Raw genomic sequence first — 19,098 nt, 5'->3', positions numbered from 1 at the left:
TTTCCGCTACGGCGCAATGATGAACAGCAGTCTCCCGCGCTGAAGCCTTCTCCGGCGCGTGCTGCCGGGCGGCGCTACCGGTTTTTGTCCCACCAGCGGGGATGCATGGAAAGCCTTCTGTTCAGCCGGAGCGGCAGCGCGCGGTGCGCCATGCCCAGCCGGTAGCCCAGCAGTTTCACGCAGGTGCGCCACAGCAGCAGCGGATACAGCCATGCGCGCGGCCACAGGTATGCGGCGGCGCTGGTGGCATAGCGCAATCCTTCGCCCCCGGCGCCGCGCAATTCCCGGAGCAGCGTTTTTTCGCGGGCGTGCATTACGCCGATGTCGAAATACCGGCTGAAATCCTGGCGCGCGGAATAATTGTGGGAATGATACACGCAGGCGTCCGCCTGATAGCGCAGTGTCCGGCCCAGCAGCAGCAGTTCCAGCCCGGCGCGCATATCTTCTGCGATAATAAGGTTGCCGCGAAACCAGCCGGCGGCCTCAAGCGCGGCCTTGTCGTAGGCACAGAAGCTGTTGGAAAGAAAAGCGGTTTTTATCCCGTATTTTGCCCGGTCGCCGTAGGAGCGTGCGCAGGATTGCGGGGGATAATTAAACAGCCGCAGATGCGCCGCCAGCGGCGAGGCATTTTCTTTCGGGAGCTGCCTTCCGTATGCCGCGCCGCAGGCGGGGTCGTCAAAGGCGGCAAGCAGCTTTTCAAAACAGTCAGGAGAGGCGGGGAAAGCGTCGTCTGTCATATACAGCAGCAGCGGATGCGAGGCGGCCCTGCCGCTCAGCGTCCGCGTGCCGCCGTGGTCAAATTCCGCAACGGGCACTTCTATAACCCTGGCCCCGAAACCGCGCGCGGTTTGCGCGGTGCCGTCTTCCGAGCAGGTGTCCAGCACCAGAATTTCCTCCGGCGGGCGGGATTGCGCCAGCGCGGCGGGCAGCAGTTTTGCAAGCAGCGGCGCGCTGTTTCTGGCCGGAATTATAAGGGTGAATTTCATTGCGCCGCGCAGCGGAAGCCTATGGAGACGCCGGATTTGCCGGGCTCGGATTTGGAGACGCGGCTGAGGCGGCAGGCCTCTTCATCCTCGGCGGCGTGGCAGCCGCGCAGTATTTTGTATTTGCCTTTTGGCGCGTTCTGCCCGGCGCAGGACTGGCCATAATCGTCCAGAACCCATTGCCGTATCTGGCCCTGCATGTCGCGCAGACCATAGCCGTTGGGCGGCAGCAGGCCGGCGGGATGGGTGCGCCCGTCAGAGTTCCTGTCATACCAGATGTGGCGGTGCAGCTGCCTGGTGTCGGCGCCGAAATAATAAGCGTCCGCGCTGCCGGCGCGGGCCGCCGTTTCCCATTGCGCGCCGGACGGAAGCGTTTTGCCGCGCCACCGGCAGTAGGCCTGCGCCGCGTGCCAGGTAACGCAGTCTGCCGGATAATTGCCGCGCGCCGGATTGGCGGAGTTGCAGGCCGGGCCGGTTACCGCCGGGCAGACGCCTTCGGCGACGCATTGCGCGTATTCGGCGGCTGTTACGCCGTTTATATCCATATAAAACCCCGTCAGGCTGACTTGTCGGACGGGGCAGTTGTTTTTGACGCCGTTTTCTTCCGGCGCGCCCATGCGGAATGTTCCCGCGGGTATGTATGCCATCCCGTCCCGCGGGCCGGAATGCCGCGCCTTCTCCTGTTTTATGGACGGCGAAAAGCCGTGCCTGAACCGCGCCCTGTCCCCGACTTCCCTCCACAACTGGGTCGCGCGCGCCTTGACATACTCCGCCGGCCTGGAGGCGGCGGGCGGCAGCTTGTGCCCGTATTTCGCGGCAAACAGCAGATATGCTCCGCCCAGAACGGCTGCAACGGCGAGCCATTTGGCCGCCGCCGGCATAAGCGACGGATGGAAAAACGACTTGCCGCAGCGGCGGCAACAGTCGTCCCAGGGCGTGTTGCGGTTGTGTCCGCAATAGGGGCAGACTTTGTTCATACAACTGAAACCCATCTTACAAATTCACGCCCCGTTCAGTGAAGCGGCGATTGCGGCAGAGGTCGCTGGAGATTCTGTGAAGGCCGCAATGCCCCCCGTTACGGGGTTTTGCCGGCAGGCCGCAGCAGTTCCAGTTCCAGCCTGACCGCGGCATTCGATATGGTCCTGGATTCCGACAGTCTGGCCGCTTCGGCAACGGCCACGGCTCGCCGGTTATCGCCGCCGCCGGCGGCGCGGCCCGCCTGGCGCAGCGCGACCAGTGCGGGATAGGCCAGCGTGACGCTGACGGTGTGCTGCTCGTGGTCCGGCGCCGGCGCCGCCGCGGCGCAGTTCTGAAGGCTGAGGCATGGCTTTTCCCTGACAACTTCCTCCAGGAAAACCCAATCTTCCGGCTGGGACAGGTTTTTGCCGATAATATAGACGATGGTGCCGCGCTCGTTTCGGGCTTCCGCGGGCAGGCTGGCGTATTTTTGCCGGAACAGCGCTTTTGTCTCCGGCGAAAGGCCGTTGAACCCGGTATCCAGTCTGGAATCGTTGTCGTTTCTGGAGGCCAGTATTTCCTCAAGAACGCGCAACTCCCGCAGAGACTGCGCGTTCTGCCGGATTGCCGGAGCTGGACCCCCGGCGGTGCCGCAGCCGCCGGACAGCAGCAGCGCGACGGCCAGCGTGGCGCGCGCCGTAAACGGCGCGGGTTCCGGCGTATCGCCGGAACCCGCGCGGAAACGACAGGCGGTTTTGCTGTTCAAATTAGTAAAGGTCCTTGCGGATTGACGATCTGGCCTGCGCGTCTATAACGCGGTTGAACTGGTCGTCCGCGTATATGCCGGCGTCCATGCGCACCTTGTCGGTGCAGCTGGAGCAGAATTTCTGGACGTTTTTGAGCATTATCATGGAAGAGCCGTAAGAGCCGAAGGCGGTGCGGTCGCACGCCGGCTCGCCCGCGAGGGAGGCTCCTGTCCAGATGCTGGTGTATTCGCGGCCGTTTTCATCCGCGAAGGGGGTCGGGCATTTAGCGTGCATCCAGTTGCCGTGATTGGTTTCGGTATGGCGGGATTCGTGAAACACCACCATAAGCCGCGCTATCTGCGGATGGCTGAACTTTATGTAGTTCTGCGTAAGCCACATTTTTGACGGGTCATAATAAGGCTGCACGCAGGCCACGGCATTGCCGCCGCCGCATTCGTCAAGCCCGATGGATTTCACGCGCGAGGTGAAAAATTTATAGTAATTCTCGCCGTCCACTTCGCCGAATACCTCGCGGTGCAGCCTGGACGCGGAGGAGCCTCTTATGGTTTTGATGAAGGCAAAATCGTCCGAGAGCTGCTGCTGCACCCGTTCCGGCACATCGCTGTCCACCGGGCAGGGAAGGTCCGGCCCGGGGCCGGCCTGCGCTATGAATCTATCGGGGGACCGGAATTCCATGGACGACCGGCGGGCTTCTATTTCATCCTGATGGTCCGTGTAATACGAGCGGAAATCAAAATCCTGGGCCGAAACCGCCGCAGCAGACAGACACAGCGCGGCGGCGCACAACGACATCATTGCCTTTGCCATCAGTTTCTCCTCGGTTTACCGGATTAATCCCGCCCCGGCTGCCAATCACGCGCAAACTCCGCCGGACGGCGTTGAACCGCTGCGTGCGGGATTTTGATATATGTGCGGACTCTCGCCCGCGCAAATCTATTGTATCATGGCCTGCCGCGCGGCGCAATGGTCCGGGTTAACCCTTCAGATTGGCTGTGAAAAAGTCCGTCAGGCGCTTGCGGTATTCCGCGCCGCCGGTCTCGGCGCATTTGGCGTGGCTTGCGCCGGCAACGGTCCAGAATTCCTTGGGCTGGCCGGCCTTTTCAAAAAGCGCCTTGGCGTCTTTGAGCGGCACAAGCGCGTCGTGGCTGCCGTGTATGAAAAGCACCGGTCTGGGGCTGACGGCCCGTATGTGGTATTGCGGGCTGAATTTTTCCGGGTCCGTTCCCAGCTTCATGCGCGCAAACATAAGCGCGGGCGGCACGAACGGATAATAGGGAATCCTGAGATGTGTCCAGGCATATCGGCCCGCCGCTTTCTCGTAAGAATCAAAAGCCGCCTCCAGGGCGACGCATTTTATGATGTCGTGCCGGGCGGCGGCGTATACCGCCACCGCCGCGCCCATGGACATGCCGTAGACGCCTACGGCCTGCGCGCATTCCGGCTTGCGCGTTTTAAGATACTCCAGGGCGGCTTCCATATCGCGCGTTTCCAGATAGCCCACGGTGGATACCGCCCCCCCGCTTTCGCCGCAGCAGCGGAAATCAAAATAAAGCAGGTTGAAGCCGGCCTCGTGCAGGAAATGCGTGGCGGCCAGCGCGTCGCCCCTGTTGTTGCCCCAGCCGTGCAGCAGAATTATGGTTTTGGGCGAATTGTCCGCCGGGATGAACCAGCCGCGCAGGGTTATCCCGTCTTCCGAGGTGAAAACAGTGTTCTGGTGCGGCAGGCGGAACTGGTCCGGGAATACGGCAACCGGCGCGCGGTGATGGGGCGGGCGCAGCATGCGCTTGCTGTATAAATAGGCTGCGGCAACGATAAGCGCCGCCGCCGCAACGGACCCGATGGCAATCCAGGCGATGACAAAGGCCATATTCTTCCTTTATAACATTTATGCGCGCCGCCGGTAAAATTACCGGAGAGTGTGGGCCTTTTGGCCCTGTCGCGCGCCTGCCGCGCCGTGATAGCATTTACCTGACGCCTGTTATAAAGTCCCGTCCGCAGGTTCGCCTGCGGCGGGGCGCGTGGATAACGATGGGCGGCATGGAGAGGCAAACATGAAAAAAGCGATGTTGGCAGCGGCAGTTTCCGCAGTTTTCGCCGCGGGCGCGGCGGCGCAGGCTTTCATTCCTGCCGGACCCTCCGGGCTTAGATTTGCCGGCCCTTCGGACGATATGAAGCCTTTTCTGGAGCAACTCAGGCGCTCTTCGCCGGAGTTGTATGAGAAGGCCATGGCCACCAGCCCGGAGGACGCGGTGTCAGTGCGCGTGCGCGAGGTGCCGCCCCAGGTTCGGCAGGGGGAGGACATGCCCGGACTGCCGGACGGAAAAACGTCCGTAGGCGATATCGCCGACGCGGTGAACCAGATAATAAACACCGGCACCCAGATATTCAAGGTGGTGGTGACAAACAAGGGCGTCGTTGCGGCCACGAATCAGTACGCCAACGCCATCCCCGCCGCCGCGACGGAATGGGACCAGCTTACCGACGCGCAGCCGCCGGTGGCCAAGTCCTATTACATGAATGTCACCTGGCTGGGTTTTACCGTGGTGGACGCCACATACACCATAGTGGGCGTGCCCGGCATGAAGTTTATGGGGAAAGGGCAGTACCTCAAGGGCGTTACGGTTATGGTGGACGGCTACGCCTCCTGGGGACACAAGATGGATATAGTCTGCCAGATACCCAAGGAAGGCATAGTCAACGCCGGTTCCGCGGATGAGCCTGTGGCATCCATGAATGTGAACGTGTCCTGGGCGGTAACCACCTTCACCTCCACCGTGATGGGCAATAATATGTATGTCGTTCGCGGCGACGGCCAGATTTACAACCTGCATCATACCGGCAGCCGCCACGGAAAGAAAATGAAGTTTAACGGGTACGGCGCGCAGTAAGTTTCCCGCCGGCAGAAAAGCCCGCCTGACGGCGGGCTTTTTTTTGCGCGCAAGGTTATCTAAAATGGATTTATGAGTTGCGACGGGAACGTGGTCTATTCCAACGAGCCGGGGTGGAAACCGCCCTGCCCCTCCTGCGGCAAATCGCCCTGCAAATGCCCGGGGCCCAAACAGGCGGAGCCGGTGCGCGTTTCCTTCCGCGCGGGGCACAAGGGCAGCGGGCTTACGCTTATAGAGCGGCTGCAAATGCACCCCGAAGGCAAGGAAGAACTGCTGAAGAAATTCAAGAAACGGCTGGGCTCCGGTGGGACGGTCAAGCACGGCGTGCTGGAGCTTCAGGGCGACAGGCGCGACTTCGTGGAGGCCGAGCTTAAAGCCGCCGGCTACAAGGTCCGGCGCATATGCTGATTGACAGGCTTGAGTGGCTGGGCCATTCCGCGTTCCGCGTGAAAACGGAGGGGGGGCTGACCGTTTATTTCGACCCGTTCCGGCTCAAGCCCGGCGCGGACAAGGCCGGCGTTATTTTCATAACTCACGAGCATTACGACCACTGCTCGCCGGAAGATGTCGCGCTGATAACGAAAGATTCCACCGTCATCGCGGGCAATGCCGCCGTCGCGGCGAAGCTGGGGCGGCAAATCCTTGCGGTAAAGCCGGGCGAAAAAAATACCGCCGCCGGAATCGCCTTTGAAGCGGTGGCGGCATACAACCTGAAAATACCCAATCACGCCGGGAGCCTGGGCCACACCGGCTTTATCGCGGAAATAGACGGCGAGCGTCTCTATCACGCCGGCGACACCGACAAAATCCCGGAAATGTCCGCCTGCCGGACGGACATAGCCCTGCTTCCCGTGGGCGGAACTTATACCATGGATGCCGGGGAGGCCGCGCAGGCGGCTGCGCTCATCAATCCGAAAATCGCGGTTCCCATGCATTACGGCTGGAAGCCGGGGCAGGAAAATTACGGCGCGGATTTCGCAAAACTCTGCAAATGCGCGGTCCGCGTTCTGGAGCGGGTGTCATGAAATCACTCACCGAATACCTTGTAATTCACACCGGCAAGCGGTATGAGATAATCAATATCACAGACCGGGTGGAGGAGGCCGTGGAAAAAAGCGGCGTCCGGGAGGGGCTGTGCCTGGTCAATTCCATGCACATCACCTCCAGCGTTTTTATAAACGACAATGAAAGCGGGCTGCATCAGGATTTTCTGGACTGGACCGAGAAACTGGCCCCTTACGGCGTTGACCGCTACCGCCACAACCTCACCGGCGAGGATAACGGCGACGCGCATCTCAAACGGACGCTGCTGGGCAGGGAGGTTGTGGTCGCAATCACCAAAGGCCGGCTGGATTTCGGCCCCTGGGAACGCATATTCTACGGGGAGTTTGACGGGCGGCGCGACAAGCGCGTGCTTGTCAAAATAATAGGCGAATGAAAAAACGGATATATTACCACGACACGGATTGCGGCGGTGTTGTCTATTACGGCAACTATCTCAAGTTCCTGGAGGAGGCGCGCACGGAGTACATGGAGGCGCGCGGCCTGTCGGTCAAAAAGCTGATGGACGAGGGGCTGATGTTTGTCGTCTACCGGCAGGAGGTGGACTACAAATACCCCGCCTTCTACGGCGACGAGCTGGAGATAGAAACCAAAGTAACCGCCATGAGCGAGATAAAGACGGAGTTTGAATACATCATCCGCAACCAGCACGGCAGAGTCACCACGCGCGCCAAAACCGTGATGGTCAGCGTCAGCAAAAATCTGGAGCCGCAGGCCGCAAGCGCGCAATTGCGGGAGAAAATGCTTTCCGCCCCCGCCGCGCCGCATTGAGCGCGGATTTCAAACGTTGATATGCGCATACTTTATGTCATCACTTCCACCTCGCGCGGCGGGGCGGAGAATACGCTGCTCAAAATAGTCTCCGGCCTCAATCGCGCCAAATACGAGCCGGTGTGCGCGGTGTCGCTAAAGCACCGGGGCCATCTGGCCGCCGATATTGAGAATGCCGGCGTTCCGGTGGAGACGCTGGGCTCCGGCTATGCGCCCGCGCCGTTTGATGTTATGAAGCTCTCGCGCATAATAGCCCGGCACAAGCCGGACGTGATACACGCCCTCCTCTACCGCGCGATACAGTTCTGCCGGCTGGCCCGGCGCGGCGGCGCGGCGCTGCTGACTTCTCCGCGCGTAAATTACCGCACCCGCGCTCTGCCGCTGCTGTGGCTGGACGCGCTTACAAGGACAAAAGACGAGTTTACCGTCTGCGAATCCTCCGCCAGCCGGGATTTCCTGGTGGGCAGCCTGGGGTATGATCCGGCGCGCGCCGCCGTAATCCGCAACGGGGTGGACACGGTAAAATGGCGTTTTCACAAGGCGCTGCGCGACGCCAAGCGGGCCGAACTGGGGCTGGGACCGCAGGACGTTCTGGTGGTCGCGGCGGGCCGGCTGGACGAGCAGAAGGGCCACCGCTACCTTATAGACGCCGCCGCCATCCTGAAGCTGCGCCTGGTAATTCTGGGCGAGGGGCCGCTGCGCGCCCAGCTTGAGGCCCGCGCCCGCGCGCGCGGCCTGCGCGGCGACGTCCTGCCCGGCGAGCAGGAGGATTTGCGCCCCTGGCTGTGCGCCGCGGATATATTCGCGCTGCCCTCGCTGTGGGAGGGCACGCCCAACGCGCTGATGGAGGCGATGAGCATGGGGCTGCCCTCGGTCGCCAGCGCGGTGGACGGCGTCCGCGAAATCGCCGCGGACGGCGAGACCGCGAAACTTGTCCCCCCCGCAGATACCGGCGCGCTGGCCGACGCGCTGGCCCAGCTTGCCGCCGGGGCGGAGTTCCGGCAGGCCATGGGCGCCGCCGCCCGCCGCCGCGCGGAAAACGATTTTTCGCTTGCCAGAATGATGGCGCAGTACGAAGCCGCCTACGACATACACTCCTCGTTCGTCCGCTGCGGATGACGCGAATTATTTTGCGAAGGGAAAATCCCGCAAATCCGGGGATAAAACTTCTCCGCGGCAAGCGGTCGTCTTCTCTATAATTTAACGGCGTTTCATCCGCAGAGTGAGCACAGATTTTCACAGATTATCCGGACTTTTCCCCATATGAAGATTTTGCGCTGGAATGTTTCGCCAGTTGTTGGTCTGGGACTTTTGGCTCATGCGTGCGGCGCGGTTTATTGGGAAAATATAGAAGGATTGAATTACTGGCGCAAAGGAGAACATGATATGAAAAAACTGGCAATAGCGGCGGTTCTGGCGGTTTTTGCGTGCGCGGCCCGCGCCGAGGATGCGGCTCCGGCCAATCGCGTGCAATTAATATGCGACGGCGAAACCTATTCCGTGGCCGGCGTCATCAACCGCGATTCCGGAATGCTCAAACTGTTTGAGCGCAATCCCAGGTCCGGCGAAATGCGGGAGATGGGACTCTATCCCTGCACCAGAACGAGTTCGCAGAAAGCGCTTGTTTTCCGGTCGGAAAAGAAACACAGCACCGAATTTGTAATAGGCCTGCCTGCGACGCTTTTTGACGGGAACACCTCCGCGCCGGCATCCATACAGGTTCGCGCGGATACCATCACTTACGGCGACAGCATGACTTGCCGCGTCAACCCCTTCTAAACGCAACCGGAGCTCGGCGGCGGGCGCAGACAATCCGCGCCCGCCGCCGCGCGGAAAACGATTTTTCGCTTGCCAGAATAATGGCGCAGCACGAAGCCGCCTACGACATACACTCCTCGTTCGTCCGCTGCGGATGAAAAGACGCGCCCCCTGCCGCCAGCCGCGGGAACCGGGCGCGGGCTCATCCGTGACAGGCGTAATATTTATATAATGGCGTTGCCATGCCAAGTAAGAAGACTCTGGTTATCTCCGGCGGGGTGATACTGTCGCTGTGCCTGCTGGCATTGCTGGTGGGCAGCAGCTATGACGGGCTGACGCGCGTCATCGCCCATGTGAGATACGGGTATCTGTTCGGCGCGGTGCTGGCGGCGCTGTCGGCATACGTGTGCATGGGCCTTTCGCTGCGCGAGGCGCTGCGGCTGCTGGGCCACAAGGTAACCGTGGCGGAGGCTTCCTGCATAGCGGTGGTGGCCACCACGGTGAATTATTTCGTCTCCTCCATGGGGATGAGCGGGTTCGCGCTGCGCGCCCATCTGCTCAAAAAACGCAACGTGCCTTTTGCCGCCGCGGTAACCAGCAGCGTCATCATAAGCGTGATACTCTATTCCGCGCTGGCGCTTATAGTGCTGGAGGGCGCGCTGTGGATAGTGTTCAGCCCCGGCACCAGCCGGCTGGACGCGCTTCAGGCGGGGCTGGGGGCGGCGTTTCTCGCGCTGCTGTGCTCCGCGTTTTTCAAGGCGTTTTTTGACCAGGGTTTCCGCTCCCGGTGGATACGGATGATGTTCCGCGGCCTCAACCATGTGATTTACTGGTTCTCCGGCGGGCAGGTGCCGCATGAGAGTTTCGCCCGGTTCGAAGACCAGCTGGAGCATGGCATCTGCACCATCAAGGGTTGCGGGCCGCGGCTGGCGGGGCTGGTGCTGCTTGTGTGCGGGGACTGGGTTTTCACCATAATCGCAGTGTACATGGGCTTCCTGGCGGTGCATGAGCATATAGCCCTTGGCCCGCTTATAAGCGGCTTTGCCATGGGGCAGGTGATGACACTGATTCCGGTGCTCCCCGGCGGGCTGGGCGCGATGGAGCTTACCATGACCGCCGCCTACGCCAAATTCGGCGTTCCCTGGGACGCCGCGCTTGTGGCCTGCCTGATATTCCGGCTGGCCTATTACGCGGTTCCCGCGCTGCTGAGCGTGTTCATCTACTGGGGGCTTAAACTTTCCGAGCCGCTGGACCTGGCCGAGGAGCGCGAGCAGGAGCGCCGCATCGCCATGGAAACGGAGGCCTGATGATACAGAAATTCAAAAGCGCCTCGCCGCGCGTTGCCGCAAGCGCATACCTGCACCAGACCAGCGTCGTCATAGGCGATGTGGATATTGCCGCCAACGTTTCCGTGTGGCCCATGGCCGTAATCCGCGGCGATGTCGCGGCAGTTTCCATAGGCGAAAACAGCAACGTTCAGGACTGCTGCGTAATCCATGTCAACGAAAACGCGCCCTGCATAATCGGCAGGGACGTTACCATAGGCCACGGCGCCGTGGTCCACGGCGCGAAGGTGGGCGACCGCTGCCTTATCGGCATGAAAGCCGTGGTGATGGAAAGCGAGATTGGCGAGGATTGCCTCGTGGCCGCAGGCGCGGTGGTAAATCCCGGAAAGAAAATCCCGCCGCGCAGCCTTGTCATGGGCGTGCCGGCAAAGATAATGCGCCAGCTTTCGCCGGAGGAGCTTGCGCAGTTGCGCAGGGCGAACACCGCCTATCTGGAGCTTGCGGCGGCGTTCAAGGAGGCCGGACATGACGGCTGACAAACCCAAACACAAGGTTCTGGTGGTGGAAGACAGCAAGGAGCTTGCTACCGCGCTCTGCGGCGTTCTTGAACTGAAAGGGCTGGAAGTGATTCTGGCGCGCGACGGCGTCGCCGCCATAGAGCTGGCCCGCCGCGAAAAGCCCGCGCTGGTGCTGCTGGACCTGATGCTGCCCAAGATAAGCGGCTACGACGTGTGCAAAACGCTCAAGACCGACAATGCCACCTGGAAAATCCCGATTGTAATCATGTCAACGCTGACCAGGCCGGAGCAGGTGGACCGCGCCAGAGAGGCGGGCGCGGACCATTTCGTGGCCAAGCCCTACGACCTGGACGCCATTCTGGACGAGGCGCTGCGTTTTCTGCCGAAATGATTTGTTCCGGCGCGCCGCGCGCCGTGTACCGCAGGCTGCTGGATTTTTTCGGGCCGCAGGGCTGGTGGCCGGTTACGGAAAAGGGCGCGGCGCGCCCCGGCTATCATCCGGGGGATTATTCCGCCGGCGGCGGCGCGGCCCGCTTTGAAATGGCATTGGGCGCGATACTGACACAGAACACCGCGTGGGCCAATGCGGAGCGCGCCCTTGAAAACCTCAACCGCGCCGGCGTCAGGACGCCGGGGCGGCTGCTGAAAACCCCGCCCGCGCGGCTGCGCGCGCTTATCCGCCCTTCCGGTTATTTCGCCCAGAAGGAGAAAAAGCTGCGCCTGTTCTGCCGCCATCTGGCGGCAAAGCCCGGCTCGGACATGGCCGCCTGGCTTGGCGGCGGCGCGGCCGCCGCGTTGCGGGAGGAGCTGCTGTCGCTGTGGGGCATAGGGCCGGAAACGGCGGATTCCATTCTGCTCTACGCCGGCGAAAAAAAAGTTTTCGTGGTTGACGCGTACACGCTGCGCACGGGCGGCAGGCTGGGCTGGTTCGGCCCGGACGCGGGATATGCGCGGGCGCAGGAATTTCTGGAGGCAAGCCTGCCGCGCAGCGCGCGGGTTTACAACGAATTCCACGCGCTGCTGGTGGCTCTGGGAAAGAATTATTGCAGGAAAAAGCCGCGCTGCGGCGGGTGCCCCCTTTATGACAAAAACGGAAAAAGCGAAACGGCTTCTTGACGCGGACAAACCCTCTCCCGCGCTGAAGCTGCTGGACGGGCAGGGCGGTTTTGAGGCGCGGTATCTGAAAGCGGAGGCGGCCAGAATGCTGGGCCGCTTCGGCCCGGCGGCGGCGCAGTACGAAAGCGCGCGGAAGCTGGCCCGCGGCGGCCAAAACGCCGCCTGTCTGCTGGGGCTTGCCAAATGCCTGCGCGCATCCGGGCTTGCCGTTCGCGCGATTGCCGCTTGCCGCGCCGCCGCCAAAGCCGCGCGCGGCGACGCGCAGCTTCAAACCCAGTGCGAACTGGAGCTTGCGCTGGCCCTGCGCGCCAGAGGCGAACTCAGGCCCGCCATGAAACTGCTGGACGCGCTGTTTTCCCGTTTTGCGGCGGAAAAAGATTATTCCGCCATGGGCTATGTCTGCTGGGCGCGGGGCGGCATTTACCGGCTGGAGGGGGATTTCGGGCGCTCAATCGCGCAGTTTGGGCTGTCCGCCAAATACTCGGCGGGCGACAGGGCCGCGCTGGGATACGCGTGGTTCGGGCTGGGCGGGGTGTGCCGGGTGGCCGGCGACGTGGCCTCTTCCGAAAAATACTACCGCATGGCGGAGAAAATTTTCCGCGGCTCCGACGATGCTTTTGGCAAAGCCTATGCAAGCTGCGGCCTGGCCAACGCGCTGCGCCAGAAAGGCGATCTCTCCGCCGCGCTGCGGCTGTACCGGAAGGCGGACAGGCTGTATTCCGGCATAGGCGACAGGCCGGACCTGGGCTTTGTGCGCTGGGGAATCGGAAACATACTGCTAAAGCGCGGCGCGGTGAAATCCGCGCTGGCGGAGTTTATGAAGGCGCGGGCGCTTTTCTCCGGCTCCGACGAGAAGCGGGGCGAGATTTTAAGCCGGCTTTCCGCCGCGCAATGCCTGTACCTGCTGGGCCGCAAGCCCCGCGCCGTCGCCGAGTACGACCGCGCCGTCGCGGACGCGAAATCCTGCGGCCTTTGCGCGTATCTGGAAACTTTCACCTGAAACCGCCGCGCCCGCCGGGCGCGGCTTTGCCGGAGGCTGCATGAAATTGCAAATCACGGGCGTGTCCGGGTTGTTCCTGTCCGCTTTTGCCGCCTGCGCCGCCGCGGGCGCGCTTGACGGCGCGGACTCGCTGTTTGGGCGCGGGCTTTACAACGAGGCGATTTCCTCCTACGGAAAAGCCGCCTCCCCCTCGTCCGAAGACGGGCTGAAGGCCGCCTACCGCGCCGTTTACTGCGAAATCCTGCTGGACCGCTGCGGCGAGGCCGTCCGCCGGCTGGAGGCCATGCCGCGCCCCTCCGCGCCGCTGTGGCAGGCGAGATTCCTGCTGCTGGAGGCCGAGGCCGGGCGCGCCTATCTGGCGCATTACGGCTACGGCCTGCCGGAGGACGCGCAGGAGCAGTCCGCCGACATCACCCACCGCACCGCCGCGCAGTGGCGCGCGCGCATAGACGCGGCCTACGACGCGCTGTGGCCGCTGCGCGACAAGCTGGCCGCCGCCCCGCTCAAAGACGAGGGGTATTTCATAAACATCAAAAACGCGGAGCTGGGCGACATGCCCTCGCTGTGGGATTTCGCCGTCTCGCGCTGGACGTCTTTTCTGCTGGAGGGCGCTCCGGCTGCCGGGCCAAAACCCGATGTCTGGGCATTGTCGGCGGAGCAGTACAAACACGATTACGACGGCTCCGCCCCCGCCGCGCTTAAGGCCGCCGCCGTATACGAGGGCGCCGGCGCGCCCTGCGCCGGCAGGCAGCCCGCCTGCGACAACTGGAAAATGGACCGGCTGCTGCTGCCGGTGAAATACGGCTGGCTGGTGTCCGCAAACCAGAAGGAGTACGGGGCCGCCGCGCTGAAAGTTCTGCAGAAATGGTCCGCCCTGCCGGGGGCGGCGGGCGCGCGCGCCGCTTTCGAGGCCGCCTCTCTGCTCAACGATGCCGGCAGATACGGCGACGCGGTGGAGATTTGCAAAAAAGCGCAGTCCGCCGCGCCGGATTCGTATTACGGAAAAAACTGCGCCCGCCTGTCGGCGGAGATACGGCTGCCCCGGCTGGAATTTTCCGCGCGGAGCGCGCCGCCCGGCGGGCGTTTCGCGGAGGTTTCCGCGCGCAACCTGGAGAAGGTGCATTTCCGCGCCTGGAAGACCACACCGCAGGAGCTTTCCTCCGTTTCCGGCCAGGGTATCGGACAGGGCGGCGCGGAGACGCTGCGTTTCCTGACGCCGCAGGCGGTTGACCATTTCCTCGGACGCAGGCCGGACGCGCAATGGTCGGACGCGGTGTCCTACCCCGCGCCGCACGGATACAAAAATTTCCTCTCCTCGTCGCCCGCGCTGGGGGCGGGGATATATGTAACCGCCGCCTGCGGCGACGCGAAATTCGAAAAGGGCCGCGCGCCCATGTCGGCGGCGATAGCCAATATAACCTCCGTTTTCCTGGCGGGCAGCGGCGGCCTCAAGGGCGACCCGGAGGATTTTCTGTTTGACCCGCAGCAGCCCCGCCGCAGGATAAGCGCGGAGCTGTTCCGCCTCTACGCGCTTGACGCAGTTACCGGCAAGCCTGTCCCCGGCGCGCGGATAAGCTACCGCGCGGAGGCAAACTCGGTTCCCGCGACCGGCGGGCTTTTCACCGGGCAGGACGGCGCCGCCTCTTATGCCGCCGGCATCATGCCGGGCGCGGACGGGGGCTGCGGCGCTTTCATAGACCCGCTGCTTTACGCCAACGGCTCTTACGGCTGGTGGCAGGGCGGTTTGTACGCGGACTGCTCCTCCCCGGAGCCGCTTGGCGTCTTCGCCGAGACCGACCGCCCCGTCTACCGCCCCGGGCAGGAAGTCAAGTTCAAGGTTACGGTTCTCTCCCGCCGCAAGGGCGGCTGGCGGGTATACGGCGGCGGCGCGCGGGTGAAAATATCCGTCTCGGACGCGGGCTGGCAGAATTTTTACCATAAGGAGCTGTCCGTAAACGACATGGGCAGCGCGGCGGGCGCGTTTACCGTGCCGGCGGGCAAGCTGCTGGGGCAGTACAGGGTGTCGGCTTCGGTAAGCGAGTACGGGCGCGAATTTTCCGGCCAGGCGGAATTTTCGGTTGAGGAATACAAGCGTCCCGAATTTGAGGTTAAGCTGGCCTCCGCCGCGGCTTCCTTCAGGTACGGCAGTCCGGCCAGGGTGGAAGGCGGCGTGCGGTACTATTTCGGCTCGCCCGTGCCCGGGGCTTCGGTGAAGTACACGGTCCGCCGCGCGGGATATGTTTTCCCGTGGCGCGGCTGGCAGGCCGCCGCGCCGGAGGAGGCCGCCTCCGGCGAAACGCGCACGGGGCCGGACGGCAGGTTCTTTTTTGATTTCACGCCGTCGCCCGCCTCCGGCGAAGACGACGCTCCCTGCTACTTTGACGTTGAGGTCCTTGCGCGCGACGCCGGCGGGCGCACCATAGCCGACTCGCGGACCTATCGCGCCGCCGCGCAGTCCGCCGTGGTGCGGGCGGAGCCGGACGCCGGATTTTTCTTTGCCGGGGCCGCCGCCGGGTTTTCCGCCGGCATGACCAATGTGAACGGGGAGCCGCTTTCCGGCGAAGGCTCCTACAAAATATACAGACTCGGCCCCCCGCCAGCGGATTATGAGCGGACTTCCGCCGGCCCGGAACCCGGCGGCTTCCGCGGCGCGGAACCGGCCATGGCGCCGTTTTACGGCGGGCAGCGTTCTCCTTCGCTTGAGGAAATATACCGCTCCGTAAAAGACGGGGCGGAGGCGGCCTCCGGGAAAGTGGTTTTCAGCACGGGCGCGCCGTCGCAAATCGCGTTTGCGCCGCTGCCGAAGGGGGTGTACCGGCTCACCCTGTCCGCGCCGGACCGCTGGGGCGGCGCCGCCGCAGACAGCGCGGTGCTGGTTTTTGTGGACGATTCCGGCGCGGCCCCGGCGGAACTGCCGCCGGCGGCGGTGTTTGAGCATTCCTCCTACAAGCCGGGGGACACGGCGCGCGCGCTTGTCGGCTGCGGCAGCCTCAAAGGCCCCAAATTCGTGGAGGTGCGGGCGGGGCGGAACCTGCTTTCGCGCTTTAACGCGCCGGCGGGCGCGGGCGTGGTGGATATAAAAATCGGCGCGGAACATGCCGGCGGATTTGCGCTGGGCTGGTTCGGCGCCTCGGATTTCCGGTTTTATTCCGCGTCGGCCAGGGCGGAGGTCCCCCGCGCGGACAGGGAGCTGTCCGTAACGGTGCAGCATGAGGATTCCTTTTCCCCCGGCCAGAAGGCGGAGTGGAAGCTGCGCGCGTCGGACGGGACAGGGCGTCCCGTCTCCGGCGAGGCGCTGGTGAAAGTTTACGACCGCTCGCTGGAATACTACGGGCGGGACGCGCAGCCGTGGCCCGCCATGCTCTATCCGCCGCGCGATTCCCAGTCCGGGTTCAGCAATTCGCTGCTTGAGTTTCGCGGCTGGGACATGCCGGTTGAAAGCGGCCCGCTTACGGCGCTTTTCCAGGCGGCGGCCCGTTTCGCGCGCGAGGCTGTCCGGCCCTTTATGACCCGCGCCTGGGGCGGGAGGGTGTTCAGGACGATGAGCGCCGGCGGCGCGGTCAAGTCAATGGATGCCGCCGCCGTGAATTTAGCCGCCGCGCCGCAGGCCGCGTCTGCGGTCATGCTGGAGTCCTTCGCCGGAGCGGGCACGGCGGTAATGACCGCGAAAAGCGAGTCTTTGCCCTCCCGTCCGCGCAGGTTAGCGGCCCCTGTCCGGCGCGATTTTTCCGAGACGGCGTATTACAACCCGCAGCTTAAGGTGCTTTCCGGCGCGGCGGATTTCGCTTTCACCGTGCCGGAGCGGCTTACAAGCTGGAAGGCCTCGGCTTATGTTATGACGCGCGACGTCAAGACGGGGAACGTCTCCTTCAACACCGCCACCGTAAAGCCGCTGATGGCGCGCGCGGAACTGCCCAGATTCCTGCGCGAGGGGGACAGAAGCGTTATAAAAACCGTCGTCAGCAACGGCGGGAATAACCCGCTGGCGGGAGAGGCCGCGCTGTCCATTACGGCGGAAGGCGGCGCGGAGGCGGGCGAGGCGTTTTCGCTTGACGCCGCGCCGAAGAAATTCGCGCTGGAGCCGCTGGGCACAGTCTCGCTGGAGTGGGAAGTGCAGGCGCCGCAGGGCCCGCGGATATACAAGGTCGCGGCCTCGGCCCGGGCGGGCGGGCTTGCAGACGCCCAGGAAAACGAGCTGCCGGTGCTGCCGTCGCGCCCGCGGCAGGCGGCGTCGGCTTTTGCGGTGCTGGAAGGCGACGCCTCCGCGCGGCTTGAGCTGCCGGAACTGGCCAATTCCTCCGGCGCGGAATACGCCCAATTGCAGATAGAGCCGCAGCTTGCGCTTACGCTGCTAAACAGCCTGCCCGCGCTGGAAAAGCGCGATTACGACTGCGTGGAACAGCTTGTGGACCGGTATGTGCCGCTGGCGGTGGTGAATGCCTTGTACGGCTCATACCTGAATCTGGCCGCGTCCGCGGCAAAAATCCCGTCCAGAAGCTCCATAACCCCGCCCTGGGAAACCGACAATCCCGCAAGGCGCATAAGCCTGGAGGAAACGCCCTGGGCCGAGGTTGCGCGCGGACGCCCCGCCAGTGCAAACGCGGTTGACCTGCTAAACCCCGCGCTGGTGGAGGACGAGCGCAAGCGCGCCCTGGACAAGCTGGCGCAGTACCAGCTGGAGGACGGGGGATTCCCCTGGTTCCCCGGCGGCCAGGCGGATTTGTACATGACGCTCTACGTGCTGGACGGCTTTGCGCAGGCGGAGGCGCACGGTGTGGACGCCCCGCGCGAAATAACCGCCAGAGCGGCGCGCTACGTCGCCGGCGCTGCTCCGCGGCTGCTTGGCGACGATACAAAGCCGCCGGACCTTGCGCTGGCGGTGTATGCCGCCTATGTGATGAGTTCCTTCCCTGAGCAGTGGCCGGATTACGAAAAGGGGTTCGCCCTGGCCCGGAAATGGGCCGGTTTCGCCGGCGAATTCTCCGATATGCTCACCGCCTACGGCAAGGCGCGGCTGGCCTATGCCTGGCTACGGCTGGGCAACAGCGAACTGGCGGACCGGTACCTTTCCGCCGCGATGGACGGCGCAATCCGCGACGAATACGGCACGCACTGGGCGCAGGAGAAAAATTCCTGGCTCTGGTACAACGACACCACGGAAAAACACGCATTCATGCTGCGCGCGCTGCTTGCGCTGCGGCCCGATTCGCCCGACATCAATGGCCTTGCCCGCTGGCTGCTGCTGAACCGCAAAAACAATGAATGGAAATCGCCCAAGGCCGCGGCGGCGGCGGTGTTCGCGCTGACAGACCTGTTAAAAAAGCGCGGCGCGCTGGAAAAAGCGGAAACCTTCAGCGTCAACTGGGCCGGAACCGATGTGACGGAAAAAATCGGCCCCTATGACTGGCTTGCCAAACCGCTGCGCTATGCGCTGGCGGGAGCGGGCGCGCGTTCCGGCGCGGACGCCCGCGTGGCCAAAACCGGCCCCGGCACGGCCTATTGCTGGCTTAACGCCGTGTATACTCCGGAGGGGCCGGTTGCCTCCTCGCCGCTGGGAATGCTAAACATATCGCGCCGGTTCTTTGCGCGGGTAAAAGACGGCGGCGGCTATACACTGCGCAGGCTGCTGCCGGGCGCGAAAGTCAATGCGGGCGACCTTATAGAAGTTCATCTGGTGATAACCGCCCGCAGCCAGTTTGAATATGTCCATGCGCGCGATATGCGCGGCGCGGGTTTTGAAAACGAGGGCCTCTCCAGCGGCTGGAAATGGGACCTGCTGTCCCGCTACGAGGAGCCGCGAGATTCCATGACGGACTTTTTCATTCAGTGGCTGCCGCAGGGCGAATACACGCTGAAATACTCCATGCGTCCCGCCACGCCCGGCGTCTACACCATAGGCCCGGCGGAAATCCAGTCCATGTACGCGCCGGAATTTTCGGCCCATTCGGACGAGTTCCGGCTGGAGGTTAAACCCTGAAATCGCAGGTGAGTA

The 19,098-nt window shown here is 63.4% G+C and carries 18 protein-coding genes; 13 read left to right on the top strand and 5 right to left on the bottom strand.

Features of this window, described 5'->3' with window-relative positions; translation table 11 throughout:
- Positions 1-74 precede the first annotated feature (74 nt).
- The 5 genes from WC421_03890 to WC421_03870 all read right to left on the bottom strand — a co-directional run bounded on the left by WC421_03890 (position 75) and on the right by WC421_03870 (position 4,574).
- Positions 75-986, bottom strand: a complete 912-nt coding sequence (locus WC421_03890) for a glycosyltransferase (GenBank protein ID MFA5161367.1) — start codon at positions 984-986, stop codon at positions 75-77.
- Complete coding sequence (locus tag WC421_03885; protein MFA5161366.1) at positions 983-1,960, bottom strand: SUMF1/EgtB/PvdO family nonheme iron enzyme; 978 nt, start codon at positions 1,958-1,960, stop codon at positions 983-985. Before WC421_03885 ends, WC421_03890 begins: the two co-directional genes overlap by 4 nt.
- Positions 1,961-2,058: 98 nt before the next feature.
- On the bottom strand, positions 2,059-2,706 hold the full coding sequence (locus tag WC421_03880; protein MFA5161365.1) for a hypothetical protein: 648 nt from the start codon (positions 2,704-2,706) through the stop codon (positions 2,059-2,061).
- 1 nt (position 2,707) lies between these two features.
- Positions 2,708-3,514, bottom strand: a complete 807-nt coding sequence (locus tag WC421_03875) for a hypothetical protein (GenBank protein MFA5161364.1) — start codon at positions 3,512-3,514, stop codon at positions 2,708-2,710.
- Positions 3,515-3,680: 166 nt separating this feature from the next.
- Positions 3,681-4,574 carry an alpha/beta hydrolase gene (locus WC421_03870; GenBank protein ID MFA5161363.1) on the bottom strand — a complete coding sequence of 298 codons (894 nt, stop codon included), beginning with the start codon at positions 4,572-4,574 and terminating at the stop codon, positions 3,681-3,683.
- 184 nt (positions 4,575-4,758) lie between these two features.
- On the opposite strand from WC421_03870, the gene WC421_03865 reads away from it, so the two are divergent.
- The 13 genes from WC421_03865 (at position 4,759) to WC421_03805 (ending at position 19,083) form a co-directional block, all read left to right on the top strand.
- A complete protein-coding gene (locus WC421_03865) occupies positions 4,759-5,595 on the top strand; it encodes a hypothetical protein (GenBank protein ID MFA5161362.1) in 837 nt (278 codons plus the stop codon).
- Between the two features lie 72 nt (positions 5,596-5,667).
- On the top strand, positions 5,668-6,003 hold the full coding sequence (locus WC421_03860; protein ID MFA5161361.1) for a hypothetical protein: 336 nt from the start codon (positions 5,668-5,670) through the stop codon (positions 6,001-6,003).
- On the top strand, positions 5,997-6,620 hold the full coding sequence (locus tag WC421_03855) for an MBL fold metallo-hydrolase (GenBank protein MFA5161360.1): 624 nt from the start codon (positions 5,997-5,999) through the stop codon (positions 6,618-6,620). The genes WC421_03860 and WC421_03855 overlap by 7 nt, the downstream gene beginning before the upstream one ends.
- The gene (locus tag WC421_03850; GenBank protein MFA5161359.1) at positions 6,617-7,033 is read left to right on the top strand and encodes a secondary thiamine-phosphate synthase enzyme YjbQ; all 417 of its coding nucleotides are present in this window, start codon (positions 6,617-6,619) and stop codon (positions 7,031-7,033) included. Before WC421_03855 ends, WC421_03850 begins: the two co-directional genes overlap by 4 nt.
- Positions 7,030-7,428, top strand: coding sequence for a thioesterase family protein (locus WC421_03845; GenBank protein MFA5161358.1), 399 nt, complete (start codon positions 7,030-7,032; stop codon positions 7,426-7,428). Before WC421_03850 ends, WC421_03845 begins: the two co-directional genes overlap by 4 nt.
- Positions 7,429-7,449: 21 nt before the next feature.
- On the top strand, positions 7,450-8,547 hold the full coding sequence (locus WC421_03840; protein ID MFA5161357.1) for a glycosyltransferase: 1,098 nt from the start codon (positions 7,450-7,452) through the stop codon (positions 8,545-8,547).
- A gap of 267 nt (positions 8,548-8,814) precedes the next feature.
- Positions 8,815-9,207, top strand: a complete 393-nt coding sequence (locus WC421_03835; GenBank protein MFA5161356.1) for a hypothetical protein — start codon at positions 8,815-8,817, stop codon at positions 9,205-9,207.
- Between the two features lie 221 nt (positions 9,208-9,428).
- Positions 9,429-10,493: a lysylphosphatidylglycerol synthase transmembrane domain-containing protein gene (locus tag WC421_03830; protein MFA5161355.1), complete on the top strand. Its 1,065-nt coding sequence runs from the start codon at positions 9,429-9,431 to the stop codon at positions 10,491-10,493.
- Entirely contained in the window at positions 10,493-11,008 is a 516-nt protein-coding gene (locus WC421_03825) for a gamma carbonic anhydrase family protein (GenBank protein MFA5161354.1), read from the top strand. The genes WC421_03830 and WC421_03825 overlap by 1 nt, the downstream gene beginning before the upstream one ends.
- Positions 10,998-11,381: a response regulator gene (locus tag WC421_03820; GenBank protein ID MFA5161353.1), complete on the top strand. Its 384-nt coding sequence runs from the start codon at positions 10,998-11,000 to the stop codon at positions 11,379-11,381. The genes WC421_03825 and WC421_03820 overlap by 11 nt, the downstream gene beginning before the upstream one ends.
- Positions 11,378-12,106, top strand: a complete 729-nt coding sequence (locus WC421_03815) for a hypothetical protein (protein ID MFA5161352.1) — start codon at positions 11,378-11,380, stop codon at positions 12,104-12,106. The genes WC421_03820 and WC421_03815 overlap by 4 nt, the downstream gene beginning before the upstream one ends.
- Entirely contained in the window at positions 12,072-13,106 is a 1,035-nt protein-coding gene (locus WC421_03810; protein ID MFA5161351.1) for a tetratricopeptide repeat protein, read from the top strand. Before WC421_03815 ends, WC421_03810 begins: the two co-directional genes overlap by 35 nt.
- Before the next feature lie 40 nt (positions 13,107-13,146).
- Positions 13,147-19,083: an MG2 domain-containing protein gene (locus WC421_03805; GenBank protein ID MFA5161350.1), complete on the top strand. Its 5,937-nt coding sequence runs from the start codon at positions 13,147-13,149 to the stop codon at positions 19,081-19,083.
- Positions 19,084-19,098 lie beyond the last annotated feature (15 nt).

This window comes from Elusimicrobiales bacterium (assembly GCA_041651175.1).
Lineage (GTDB): Bacteria > Elusimicrobiota > Elusimicrobia > Elusimicrobiales > Elusimicrobiaceae > JAQTYB01.
This window is presented reverse-complemented; position numbering and strand designations above follow the sequence as displayed.